Here is a 12,077-nt window from a genome sequence, read left to right as displayed (position 1 = left end):
CCCGGGAGGACCTGCTGAGAAGGTTGCGCGGCCTCGCATCCCCTCGGCCGTCACCCCGGACGAGCCTCGCGAGATCCGGGGCCTATTGGCTGCCAGAGCGGTCGCGAGGAGACGGAGGCCGAGCAGCATCCCCGTTTCGCGCGCCATCCCGAGCGCAGTCCTTTCCCCGCGTCTTCCCGGACGGTGCGCAGCGCCGAGCCGGGATCGGCGAGCGGGTGCGGGAGCGCTCAGGCACGGGCCGCAAACGCCTTGCCTCCCCGGTCCCGGGTCGAGGCTTCGCCTTGCCCGGGAGGACGAAGGCAGGGGCGGAGCCAGCAAGACGGCAGCTGGGAGAGGCACCGCACCTCCCGCCTCACGCTGGCTGAGGGTGCCAATGGGTCTCGGCTCTCCGGCTTCGCCTGCGGCCGGGATGACCTCCTGCGGGTGGTGCACGGCCTCACATCCTCTCGGCCGTCACCCCGGACGAGCATCGCGAGATCCGGGGCCTATTGGCTGCCAGAGCGGTCGCGATGATGCGCTGGTCGAGCAGCTGGCTCCTCTCTTCCCCCAAGAAGGGACGATGAGGGGGAGATGTCGGCGCAGCCGACAGAGGGGGGCGCCCGCGCCAGTCGCTTCCCCGCGCCGGTCATGCCTGACCGCGGCGGCGCAATCGCTCGATCCGGGCGCGATCCGGCGTCCAGATACCAGCCGCGGGCGGCACACCCGGGCCCTGGTTTCCTGACGCCGGCAAGCGCATGCCGGCCGCACGTCCGCGGTTCCCCCCGCCAGGGAGGAGCGCCTATTCCGCCGCGTTCATGCCGCGGGCCGGGCGACGCTCCAGCACCTCGCGCAGGAAGCGACCGGTATGGCTCGCCTCCGCCTCGACGATGTCCTCCGGCGTGCCGGCCGCGACGATGGTGCCGCCGCCGTCGCCGCCTTCGGGGCCGAGATCGATCACCCAGTCGGCGGTCTTGATGACCTCCAGATTGTGTTCGATCACCAGCACCGTGTTGCCCTGCTCGACGAGTTCGTGGAGCACTTCCAGCAGCTTGGCGACGTCATGGAAATGCAGACCGGTCGTCGGTTCGTCGAGGATGTAGAGCGTGCGGCCGGTCGCCCGCTTCGACAGTTCCTTGGCCAGCTTGACGCGCTGCGCCTCGCCGCCCGACAGAGTCGTCGCCTGCTGGCCGACCTTGATGTAGCCAAGGCCGACGCGGGCCAGCGTCTCCAGCTTGTCGCGCACCGCCGGCACGGCGGAGAAGAAGCGTGCGCCTTCCTCCACCGTCATGTCGAGCACGTCGGCGATGGACTTGCCCTTGAACTCGACCTCCAGCGTCTCGCGGTTGTAGCGCTTGCCCTTGCAGACATCGCAGGTCACGTAGACGTCGGGCAGGAAGTGCATCTCGATCTTGATGACGCCGTCGCCCTGGCACGCCTCGCAGCGCCCGCCCTTGACGTTGAAGGAAAAGCGCCCCGGCTGGTAGCCGCGTGTCTTGGCCTCGGGGAGGCCGGCGAACCATTCGCGGATCGGCGTGAAGGCGCCGGTATAGGTCGCCGGGTTCGAGCGCGGCGTGCGGCCGATCGGCGACTGGTCGATGTCGATCACCTTGTCGAGCTGCTCCAGCCCGTCGATATGGTCGTGCGGGGCCGGGGTCTCGCGCGCGCCGTTCAGTCGCCGCGCCGCCGCCTTGTACAGCGTGTCGATCAGGAAGGTCGACTTGCCGCCGCCGGAGACGCCCGTGATGCAGGTGAAGGTGCCGAGCGGAATGTCCGCCGAGACGTTCTTCAGGTTGTTGCCGCGCGCCCCCGCCACATGGATGCGGCGGTGCTTCTTCGGCTGGCGCCGCTCGCTCGGCATCGGGATCGCCATGGCGCCGGACAGGTACTGGCCGGTCAGCGACTTCGGATTGGCGAGGATCTCCGCCGGTGTTCCCTGGGCCACCACCTCGCCGCCATGGATGCCGGCGCCCGGGCCGATATCCACCACATAGTCGGCGGTCAGCACCGCGTCCTCGTCATGCTCGACCACGATCACCGTGTTGCCGAGGTCGCGCAGGTGCTTCAGCGTGTCGAGCAGGCGAGCGTTGTCGCGCTGGTGCAGGCCGATGGACGGCTCGTCGAGCACGTAGAGCACGCCGGTCAGGCCCGAGCCGATCTGCGAGGCGAGCCGGATGCGCTGGCTCTCGCCGCCCGACAGGGTGCCGGAGTTGCGCGACAGCGCCAGGTAGTCGAGGCCGACGTCGTTGAGGAACTTCAGCCGCTCGCGGATCTCCTTGAGAATGCGCAGGGCGATCTCCGACTGCTTGTCGGTCAGCTTCTCGGGCAGCTCCGCGAACCAGGCGGCGGCATCGCGGATGGAGAGCTGCGAGATCTCGCCGATATGGCGGGTGGCGATCTTCACCGACAGCGCTTCGGGCTTCAGGCGGTAGCCGTTGCAGGCCGGGCACGGGCGGTCGGACTGGTAGCGTGACAGTTCCTCGCGCACCCATTCGCTGTCGGTCTCGCGCCAGCGCCGCTCGATATTGCCGACGACGCCCTCGAAGGTCTTGGCGGTGCGGTAGCTGCGCACGCCGTCGTCATAGACGAACTCGATCTTCTCCTTGCCCGAGCCATTGAGGATCGTCTCGCGCACCGCCTCCGGCAGGTCCGCCCAGGGGGTGGCCATCGAGGCGCCGAAATGGCGGCAGATCGCGTCCAGCGTCTGGGCGTAATAGGGCGAGGTCGAACCGGTCTTGGCCCAGGGCAGCACCGCGCCTTCCCGCAGGGTGAGTGTATGGTCGGGGACCACCAGCTCCGGCTCGAAGGCGAGCGTGGTGCCCAGGCCATCGCAGGTCGGGCAGGCGCCGAACGGGTTGTTGAAGGAGAACAGCCGCGGTTCGATCTCGGAGATCGTGAAGCCGGAGACCGGGCAGGCGAACTTTTCCGAGAACACCACGCGCTCATGGGTCTCGTTGCGGTTCTGCAGCACCGCGCCGTCGGCAGGCGCGGGCAGCGCCTTGTCGGCGAATTCGGCGATGGCGATGCCGTCGGCCAGCGACAGGGCGGTCTCCAGCGAATCCGCCAGCCGGCCGGCGATGTCCGGGCGCACGACGATGCGGTCGACGACCACGTCGATGTCGTGCTTCAGCTTCTTGTCGAGGGCGGGCGCCTCGGCGATCTCGTGGAAGGTGCCGTCGATCTTGACGCGCTGGAAGCCCTTCTTCATCAGCTCGGCGAGTTCCTTGCGGTACTCGCCCTTGCGCCCGCGCACGATCGGGGCCAGCAGGTAGAGCCGCGTGCCTTCCTCCAGCGCCAGCACCCGGTCGACCATCTGGCTGACCGTCTGGCTCTCGATCGGCAGGCCGGTCGCCGGCGAGTAGGGCACGCCGATGCGCGCGAACAGAAGGCGCAGGTAGTCGTAGATCTCCGTCACCGTGCCGACGGTGGAGCGCGGGTTGCGCGAGGTGGTCTTCTGCTCGATGGAAATGGCCGGTGACAGGCCGTCGATCTGGTCGACGTCCGGCTTCTGCATCATCTCCAGGAACTGGCGGGCATAGGCCGACAGGCTCTCGACATAGCGGCGCTGGCCCTCGGCATAGATCGTGTCGAAGGCGAGCGACGACTTGCCGGAGCCGGACAGGCCGGTCATCACGATCAGCGCGTCGCGCGGCAGGTCGAGATCGACATTCTTCAGATTGTGCTCGCGCGCGCCGCGAACGCTGATCACGCGCCGGTCGGCGGCGGAAGCGGGCGGCGTGGAGGTCGAACGCGACTTGGACATGCGTGCGGTCCCTGGATGACGGCCTTGCGGCATCTGGAGGGCTGCCGGGCGTCACGCGGGAGGGCGAGGGCCGGCGGCAGCTTAAGTGAAACGGCCCGGCCGGGCCGGGAATGACAGGCGCCCCGGCGGTCCGGGGCAGAAGCGTACCCGGCACTGCCGGGCGTTTGGTGCGGGGCGGGCGGCGGCAGCGCTCTTCTACGACATGCGCCGGCATCCGTCGATTCCGCTCGGCGGATTCCCGAACGTCCCATCGGCGCACGCAGCATCAGGCCGCCGGCCGACCGGCCCGATGATCGCTCGGCCGGCCGAACCGCCATCCGTACCGCAGTCCGCCATGACCTTCGGGGAGAGTCTACGCAGGCGTTCGCGAATCCGATTGCGTGAACATATCAGGAACATATATTGTTCCGCAAGATCGTCGGCATGTGGTGCGGGTGCGCCCGCCGGGCAAGGGGTGTTCGCCTCTCCGTGCCCGCGCGTCCCGTCCCGCCGGCAAAGCGATTGTGGAAAAACGGGAGCTCCGCGCCCAAAAGCGCAGTTCGAAGGTCGCGGGCCTTTCGCCGGCCTCCTGCCCGGGGCTAAGGTCCTCGGGATGATCACGGGCCCCGGGGCGCGCGCATGCGTGCCGCCGGCCGGCCTCATGCAACGAAGGGATCCCGCCGCTGCTGTCGGCGGATCGCCTCACATCGACGAGCCTGGCCGGGCACCGGCCGGCTCATGGACAGGCCGGCAACGACCGGCAGGCAAGGAGACGACAATGTCGGGAAGCGTCAACAAGGTGATCCTGGTGGGCAATCTGGGAGCCGACCCGGAGGTCCGCCGGATGCAGGACGGGCGCCCGGTGGTCAACTTGCGCATCGCCACCTCGGAGACCTGGCGGGACCGCAGCTCGGGCGAGCGCAAGGAGCGCACCGAGTGGCACCGCGTGGTGATCTTCAACGAGGGGCTGGCCAAGGTCGCCGAGAACTATCTGCGCAAGGGCTCCAAGGTCTACATCGAGGGCCAGCTGCAGACCCGCAAGTGGCAGGACCAGTCCGGCCAGGAGCGCTATTCCACGGAAGTCGTGCTGCAGGGCTTCAACTCGACGCTGACCATGCTTGACGGTCGCGGCGAGGGCGGCGGCGGCGGTGGCGGCGGCCGCTTTGTCGAAGGCGGCGGTGGCGGCGGCTATGAGGGCGGCTCCGGCGGTGGCGGCTACGGCGGCGGTTCGGGCGGCGGCGGCTATGGCGGCGGCTCCGGTGGCGGCGGTTACGGCGGCGGCTCGGGCGGTGGCTCCGGCGGGTCCGGCGGTTCGGGCGGCGGCTTCGGCGGCGGCCCGGACATGGACGACGAGATCCCGTTCTGATCGGGCTTTGATCCGGCCCTTTGCGGCCTTTTGCGATACGTGCCGCCCCGGTTCTTCGCGGGGCGGCACCTTTTTCCAGCCGGCCGGCACGCGCTCCTTCCCTCCGGTGGCTCGCTGCGGCGATCCTGCCTTGGCGCTGCCGGGTTTGAGACGCAAACTCGCCGTCCCACCCGGCGGATGCTCTCATCTGCCAGCATCTTTTCCGGTCTTTCACGGAGGCTCCCATGCTGCAACTCGACCCGGATGCCACCCGCAACGCGCTCGAATGGCGGCCTCTGATCGAGGCGCTGCGGACGATGTTCCGCGACGGCTGCGAGAGCCCGGTGCGTCACCATCACGATTTCGAGGTGCCGGGCGAGGCGGACGGCACGCTGCTCCTGATGCCGGCCTGGGTTCCGGGGCGCTATCTCGGCACCAAGCTTGCGACCGTGGTGCCGGGCAACGGCGCGCGCGGCCTGCCGGCGGTGATGGCCAGCTACCTGCTCAACGATGCCCGCACCGGCGAGATGCTGGCGATGATCGACGGCGGCGAGCTCACCGCCCGGCGCACGGCGGCGGCCTCCGCTCTGGCGGCGGACTATCTGGCGCGCGAGGATGCCCGCCATCTGCTCGTGGTCGGCACCGGCCGCCTGTCGCGCAATCTTGCCGCCGCCCATGCCTCGGTGCGGCCGCTGTCGCGGGTCTCGGTCTGGGGCCGCGATCCGGAGAAGGCGCAAGCTGTGGCCGACGAGATCGCCGAGGAACTCGACATTCTCGCTCAGCCGGCCAGCGATCTGGAAGCCGCCGTGCGCGATGCCGACATCGTCAGCTGCGCCACCTTGTCTGAAACGCCGTTGGTGCAGGGCGCCTGGCTGAAGCCGGGCAGCCATCTCGATCTGGTCGGCGCGTTCAAGCCGACCATGCGCGAGAGCGACGACGAGGCCGTTTCGCGGGCCCGCGTCTTCGTCGACACGCGCGAGGGCGCGATGAAGGAAGGCGGCGACATCGTTCGGGCGCTGGCCTCCGGTGCGCTCGAGGAGGACGGCATCGAGGCCGACCTGTTCGACCTTGCCCGCGGCACCCATGCGGTGCTGCGCCAGTCCGACGACATCACCTTGTTCAAGTCGGTCGGCGCGGCGCTGGAAGATCTCGCCGGCGCGATCCTCGCCTTCGAGACCGCCTCGGCCAAGACCGGCCAGTCCACCTCGCCGCGCATCCTGCCGGTGATGTGACGGCGCGGCGGGGCCTGTTGGTTGCCAGAGCAGCGGCTAAGGCGCGCAGTCCCTTCCACGCTCCCTCTCGCCGCAGGATGTCATCCCGGTTTCGGCGAAGCCGAAGACCGGGATCCAGTAACCCCGAACGGTTCGCGTTGGGCTTCGGCACTGCCGCCGGACCGCCGGTGGCGGCTAGCTTCGCGCGCCATCCGCCCCGGCGGATACTGGATACCTGCCTTCGCAGGTATGACAAGCGAGAGTGGGATGAGCGCCTTCCGCCTCGCACCTGCTGAGGTTGTCTCTGGGCCCCACTCTGTGCTGACGCACGGCCTCGCATCCCCTCGGCCGTCACCCCGGCCAAGCGAAGCGCGCGCCGGGGTCTATTGGTTTCCAGAGCAGCAGCGGGGATGCATGGCTTTTCCCCGGCCGCGGCCGGCACGCTGACGGGGATAAGTCCCGGGTGTTGCCGGCGCGCAGGGGGCTGAAGCGGCCTCTGTTTTGTCGTCCGCGATAATCAATCGATCCTATCGATCATAATCACGAAAACAATCAGTTTGTACGAATGAAATTTCGCTGTCATCTTGCGTGAGAATTGCAGGAGGCAAGGCATGAGTTTCGCCGGAATCTCGAATATTGAGATGAAATTTGCAAAATCCGTCGCAAATTTCGGTCTCGTTTTGCCCGGCGTCCTGCTTTGCGTCGTCCTCGCGCTTGCCGGCAAGGCCCTGCGGCTTGTCCCCGGTCTCGACCTGCTCGGGCCGATGGCGCTGGCGATGGCGCTCGGGCTGGTTATCCGCGCGGCGATGCCGCTGTCCGAGGGCGTCATGCCGGGCGTGCGCCTGTCCGCCGTGACGCTGCTGCGGGCCGCCGTGGTGCTGCTCGGCCTGCAGCTGACGCTGGCCGACCTCCTGTCGCTCGGGCTCGGCGGGCTGGCTGTCACCACGACCGCGCTCGTCGCCACCTTCGCTCTCACCCTGTGGGCTGGCCGGCTGCTCGGCGTTGCGCCGGACCTTGCCCGGCTGATCGCCGCCGGCACCTCGATCTGCGGTGCCTCCGCCGTGGCCGCCACCCGCTCGGCGACCGGGGCCGGGGCGGGCGACACCGCCTATGCGGTCGCCTGCGTCACCCTCTTCGGCACGCTCGCCATGGTCCTGATGCCCCTGGTGCCGCCGCTCGCCGGGCTGGATGCCGCCGGCTACGGCCTCTTCGTCGGCGCCTCGGTGCATGAGGTGGCGCAGGTGGCGGGCGCCGGCTTCCGGCACTCGGCGGAAGCCGGCGAGGCGGCGATGGTCGCCAAGCTCTCGCGCGTCCTGCTGCTGGCGCCCATGGTGCTGGTTCTCGCCGCCTGGTGCCGGCGCGGCCGGACCAACGACATCACGGGCGAGGGCGTTGCCGCCCGCCTTCCCGTGCCGTGGTTCGTCTTCGGGTTCCTGGCCATGGTGCTGGTTGCCAGCAGCGTGGAACTGCCAGATCCGGTCCGCACCGGGGCGGGCGAGGCGACGACGTTCCTGATGACCATGGCGCTCGCCGGCCTTGGCCTCTCCACGGATCTGGGCGAAATCCGCGCGCGCGGCATCCGCCCCTTGCTGCTTGCCGCCATTGCCGCCCTGTTCATCGCCGCGATCTCCCTGCTAATGGTGACCGTTTGGATGTGACCATTTCGGGCAGGATGCCATGACGCTGGAACAGTTGCGGATTTTCGTGGCGGTCGCCGAGCGCGAGCATGTCACCCGCGCGGCCGAAGCCCTCAATCTCACCCAGTCGACGATCAGCGCGGCCATCGCCGCGCTGGAGGCTCGCCACGATGTGCGCCTGTTCGACCGGGTCGGCCGCAGCATCCGCCTGACCGAGGCCGGGCGGGTGTTCCTGGGCGAGGCGCGCGCCGTCCTCGCCCGGGCCGAGGCCGCCGGCGAGGTGCTGGCGGAGCTTGCCGGCCTGCGGCGCGGCAACGTGCGCATCGCCGCCAGCCAAACGGTCGGAAACTACTGGCTGCCGGCCCGGCTCAAGGCGTTTCGCGAGGCGCATCCCCGTCTTGGCGTGTCGCTGTCCATCGGCAACAGCGAGCAGGTCGCCGCCTGGACCCGCGAGGGCGAGGCCGATCTCGGCATGGTCGAGGGGCCGGTGGCCGATCCCGATCTTTCGCCGGTGGAGGTGGGCCACGACCGCATGGTCCTGGTGCTGCCGCGCGACCATCCCGTCGCCCGGCGTGGCATCGTCAATGCCGATGCCTTGACGGCGCTGACCTTTGTTGCCCGCGAGGCCGGTTCCGGCACCGGCTTGATGCTGGAGCGGCTGGCGAAAAGCTTCGGCCTTGCGCCCGGCGATCTGCGGATCTCGATGGAGCTGCCCTCCAACGAGGCGCTGCGCGGCGCCGTCGAGGCAGGGGCGGGTGCGGCCGTCCTGTCCTCCCTGGTGGCGGAAGGCGCGGTGCGTTCGGGTCAGCTTTCGGCGCTGGAGCTCAGCCTGCCGCCGCGCCCCTTCTTCGTGCTGCGTCACCGCGCCCGGCACCTCTCCCCGGCCGCGCGCGCCTTCCTTCAATCGCTGGAAGTACCTGCCGACGCGACGTGAGGGCACGCCTTTCCCGGCGCCTCTTTCCCGGAATTGTTCATGCGTGCCAGTATCATGGCCGAATCTTGCCCAAGGAGCTTCGCCATGCCCATCACCTGCGACTGCCTGATCATCGGCGGCGGCATTGCCGGCATCGGTCTCGCCGCGCATCTGGGCGCGGAGCGTTCCACCGTGGTTCTGGAGATGGAAGACGCGCCCGGCCGCCATGCCACGGGCCGCTCGGCGGCGATCTTCATCCGCAACTACGGCAATGCCACCTTGCGCGCCCTGAACGGTGCCTCGGTCGAGGTTCTGGCCGGCGGCGGCGGCTTTGCCGAAACCGGGTTCCTCAGTCCGCGCGGCGAGCTGGTGGTCGCCAAGGCGGACGAGATGGAGCGGTTTTCGGCCTATCTGCAGGGCGCAGACGGGCTGGAGGAGATCCCCGTCGCCGAAGCGCGGCGGCTCTTCCCGATCCTCTCGGATGACCATGTGGCCGCCGCCCATGAGGCGGGCGCGGCCGATATCGACGTCGACCGGCTGCTGCAGGCCTATCTGCGTGCGGCCCGTCATGCCGGCAGCCGGCTGGAGACTTCCGCGCGCGTCTCGTCGATTTCCCGCAAGGGCGATGTCTGGCAGGTCGAGGCGGGCAGTGAAACCTATGAGGCGCCGGTGCTGGTCAACGCCGCAGGCGCCTGGGCCGACACCATTGCCGGTCTTGCCGGCCTGTCGCCGCTCGGCATCCAGCCCTACCGGCGCTCGGCGGCGATCCTGCCGGCCCCGGAGGGCATGGATGTCGCCTCCTGGCCGGCGGTGGTCAGCGCTTCAGAGGCCTGGTACGCCAAGCCTGAGGCCGGCAAGCTCTTGGTCTCGCCGGCCGACGAAGATCCGCTGGAGCCGCAGGATGCCTGGCCGGACGACATGGTTCTGGCCGAAGGGCTCGACCGCTTCGAGAAGGCGACGACTGTCTCGGTGACGCGCGTTGAGCGCAGCTGGGCGGGCCTCAGATCCTTCGCGCCCGACCGCACACCGGTCGCCGGCTTTTCGGATCGGGCGGATGGCTTCCTCTGGCTCGCGGGGCAGGGCGGCTACGGCATCCAGACCTCGCCGGCCCTGTCGCGGCTGGCGGCGGACCTCATCCTTGGCCGCGCGCCCGCGCTTGCCCCGGCGGTCGTTGCCGCGCTCGATCCCGGCCGCTTCAGCTCCTGAGGCTGGAGCTCCTGAGGCTAGCCGCCGAGCGGCCGGCAACGCGGCCGAAGGCGATGGCGGTCAGCAGCCCATTGCCGGAGAGATACCCGGAAATATCGGGTCCCGACACGCCGCAGGCGGCCCCGCCGGCGGCAAAGAGGTTGGCGAACGGCGTCCCGTCTTCGGCCAGCACCCTTGCGCTCTCGTCGATGCCGAGCCCGCCCTGCGTGTGGAACAGCGCGCCGGTCACCTTGACCGCGTAGAACGGCGCCTGCAGCGCCGGCCGGCCGGTGAAATCGCGGCCGAACGGGTCGGCCTGGCGGCTCGCTGCAAACTCCGCCGCCGTCTCCAGCGTCTCGTGCAGCGCGGTTTCGGGAAGGCCGGTAACCGCGGCAAGGGCGGCGATGTCGCCCGCCTCGCGGATCGCGCCGGCCGCCATCGCGTCGCGGTAGTCCGGAAAGCCCTGCGCGAAGGCGTGGAGCCGCCCGTCGAGGATGTTCCAGGCGATGCCGCCCGGCTGGGCCAGCACGTTGACGGCCTGCTCGGAATATCCGCCATGCTCGTTGGAAAAGCGCCGCCCCTCCGCGTTGACCTGGATCGCGCCCTCCATCATCAGCGCCCAGGAGATCAGCACCCCATGCGGATGGGCGAGCGAGCCATGGCCCTGGCAGCCGCTCAACTGCCAGCGCGCCGCGCCCATCGCCTCGCCCCACAGCACGGCATCGCCCGTATTGCCCGCGTGGCCATAATAGAGCGCGCCGGCCATGCCGGGAATGTTCCGCGCGACGAGCTCCGGGTTGCCGCCATAGCCGTTGCAGGCCAGCACCAGCGCCTTGCAGGCGATGGTCTCGCGCGCGCCGCCCGGTCGGGCCAGCGTCACCGCGCGCGCAGTGCCGGCCTCGTCCAGATGCAGCACCTGCGCATGCGCCTCGGTGACCAGCGGAATGCCGGCCGCCTCAACGGCGGCGATCAGGCGGGCGAGCAGCGCCTCGCCGGTGCGCTCGGGCACCGCGTGCATGCGGTGGCGACTGTGGCCGGGATAGAGGAAGTCGGTCAGCACCTGCCATTCCAGGCTGTGCGCGTCGGCGAGCCAGTCGAGCGCCGGCCCGATCTCGCGGGCGGCAAGGGCCACCAGCGCCTCGTTGGCTGTCCCCTTGGCCTTGGCCTGGATGTCGGCGGCAAAGCGCCCGGCGTCGTCGTCGGATATGCCCGCCGCGCGCTGCGCGGCCGTCGCCGGAGCGGGAATGAAGCCGGAAGACATCGACGTGGAGCCGGAGGGCGAGGCGTCGCGCTCCACCACCACCACCTCGGCGCCGGCATCGTGTGCGGCCAGCGCCGCGGTGAGGCCGCAGGCGCCCGCACCGATCACCAGCACGTCGGTCTCGATGTCGGGCGCGGCCGGGATCTCCCGCGAGATCGCGGGGGCTGTTGCCGGGGGGGCGCCGCTCATCTCACGCGGCCTCGACCAGCGCCAGCGCCTCGGCGCAGGTCAGCGCCCGGGCGACCGTGCCGAGATCGCCGATGGCCCGCTGGTGCGTCTCGGGCGAGAAGGCGGCGCAGCCGTCGCTCAGCACCATCGTACGGAAATCGCGCACATGCGCATCGCGCACGGTCGAGGCGACGCCGCCATTGGTGACGATGCCGCAGACCATCAGCGTGTCGATGCCGGCCTTGCGCAGCACCCACTCCATCCGCGTCATGTAGAAGGCCGAATAGGCGACCTTTTCCACGGTGAGATCGGCCGGCTGCAGCTCGTCGACGAGCTGGTGCCCCCACGCGCCGGGGCAGAAATCCCCCTTGCGCAGGAAGGGGCGCAGCGCCTTCAGGTGCGGCGAGATGAAGGGCTCTCCGCCCTTGCCCGGCACCAGGGTGAACTGGGTGGAGATCACCCAGCCGCCCTTGCGCCGCAGGCTGTCTGCCAGCGGCAGCACGCGCTCGGGGAGCGCGGCGATGTCCGCGCTGGTCTGGCCGCCGCGCGCATAGGCGCCGTCCGCGTGCAGGAAGTCGTTCTGCAGATCGACGATCAGCAGGCCCGTGCGGGCGATGTCGAGAGGAGCGTCGTGCATGG

The 12,077-nt window shown here is 70.0% G+C and carries 8 protein-coding genes; 5 read left to right on the top strand and 3 right to left on the bottom strand.

Translation table 11 applies throughout. The annotated features are described in order from the left end of the window. Window positions 1-778: 778 nt before the first annotated feature. Window positions 779-3,739, bottom strand: coding sequence for an excinuclease ABC subunit UvrA (gene uvrA, locus H7H34_RS13615; RefSeq protein WP_185925511.1), 2,961 nt, complete (start codon window positions 3,737-3,739; stop codon window positions 779-781). A gap of 757 nt (window positions 3,740-4,496) precedes the next feature. Between uvrA and H7H34_RS13610 the strand changes: the two genes are divergently transcribed. The 5 genes from H7H34_RS13610 to H7H34_RS13590 all read left to right on the top strand — a co-directional run bounded on the left by H7H34_RS13610 (window position 4,497) and on the right by H7H34_RS13590 (window position 10,030). Next, window positions 4,497-5,084: a single-stranded DNA-binding protein gene (locus H7H34_RS13610; protein WP_120267450.1), complete on the top strand. Its 588-nt coding sequence runs from the start codon at window positions 4,497-4,499 to the stop codon at window positions 5,082-5,084. A 224-nt stretch (window positions 5,085-5,308) separates the two neighbouring features. Further along, window positions 5,309-6,295 carry a bifunctional Delta(1)-pyrroline-2-carboxylate/Delta(1)-piperideine-2-carboxylate reductase gene (gene lhpI / locus H7H34_RS13605; protein WP_120267451.1) on the top strand — a complete coding sequence of 329 codons (987 nt, stop codon included), beginning with the start codon at window positions 5,309-5,311 and terminating at the stop codon, window positions 6,293-6,295. A 620-nt stretch (window positions 6,296-6,915) separates the two neighbouring features. Beyond that, entirely contained in the window at window positions 6,916-7,932 is a 1,017-nt protein-coding gene (locus tag H7H34_RS13600) for a YeiH family protein (RefSeq protein ID WP_120268313.1), read from the top strand. 19 nt (window positions 7,933-7,951) lie between these two features. Next, window positions 7,952-8,845 (top strand): LysR family transcriptional regulator, encoded by an 894-nt coding sequence (locus tag H7H34_RS13595; protein ID WP_185925510.1) that lies wholly within the window; start codon window positions 7,952-7,954, stop codon window positions 8,843-8,845. A gap of 84 nt (window positions 8,846-8,929) precedes the next feature. Beyond that, window positions 8,930-10,030: an NAD(P)/FAD-dependent oxidoreductase gene (locus tag H7H34_RS13590; RefSeq protein WP_185925509.1), complete on the top strand. Its 1,101-nt coding sequence runs from the start codon at window positions 8,930-8,932 to the stop codon at window positions 10,028-10,030. Here H7H34_RS13590 and H7H34_RS13585 read toward each other — a convergent pair. Both H7H34_RS13585 and H7H34_RS13580 read right to left on the bottom strand, forming a co-directional pair. After that, window positions 10,020-11,459: an FAD-dependent oxidoreductase gene (locus H7H34_RS13585; protein WP_185925508.1), complete on the bottom strand. Its 1,440-nt coding sequence runs from the start codon at window positions 11,457-11,459 to the stop codon at window positions 10,020-10,022. The two genes, H7H34_RS13590 and H7H34_RS13585, sit on opposite strands and share 11 nt — an antisense overlap. 1 nt (window position 11,460) lies before the next feature. Further along, window positions 11,461-12,075: a cysteine hydrolase family protein gene (locus H7H34_RS13580; RefSeq protein WP_158192837.1), complete on the bottom strand. Its 615-nt coding sequence runs from the start codon at window positions 12,073-12,075 to the stop codon at window positions 11,461-11,463. Window positions 12,076-12,077 lie beyond the last annotated feature (2 nt).

Origin of the sequence: Stappia sp. 28M-7, assembly GCF_014252955.1 — a bacterium.
GTDB lineage: Bacteria > Pseudomonadota > Alphaproteobacteria > Rhizobiales > Stappiaceae > Stappia.
Note: the sequence above shows the minus strand (reverse complement) of the source record. Positions and strands in the feature narration are given on the sequence as shown.

Bases quoted from the DNA above. Each gene is read 5' to 3' on its own strand.
- uvrA (WP_185925511.1), bottom strand. From the start codon at position 3,739: ATGTCCAAGTCGCGTTCGACCTCCACGCCGCCCGCTTCCGCCGCCGAC.
- H7H34_RS13610 (WP_120267450.1), top strand. From the start codon at position 4,497: ATGTCGGGAAGCGTCAACAAGGTGATCCTGGTGGGCAATCTGGGAGCC.
- lhpI (WP_120267451.1), top strand. From the start codon at position 5,309: ATGCTGCAACTCGACCCGGATGCCACCCGCAACGCGCTCGAATGGCGG.
- H7H34_RS13600 (WP_120268313.1), top strand. From the start codon at position 6,916: ATGAAATTTGCAAAATCCGTCGCAAATTTCGGTCTCGTTTTGCCCGGC.
- H7H34_RS13595 (WP_185925510.1), top strand. From the start codon at position 7,952: ATGACGCTGGAACAGTTGCGGATTTTCGTGGCGGTCGCCGAGCGCGAG.
- H7H34_RS13590 (WP_185925509.1), top strand. From the start codon at position 8,930: ATGCCCATCACCTGCGACTGCCTGATCATCGGCGGCGGCATTGCCGGC.
- H7H34_RS13585 (WP_185925508.1), bottom strand. From the start codon at position 11,459: ATGAGCGGCGCCCCCCCGGCAACAGCCCCCGCGATCTCGCGGGAGATC.
- H7H34_RS13580 (WP_158192837.1), bottom strand. From the start codon at position 12,075: ATGCACGACGCTCCTCTCGACATCGCCCGCACGGGCCTGCTGATCGTC.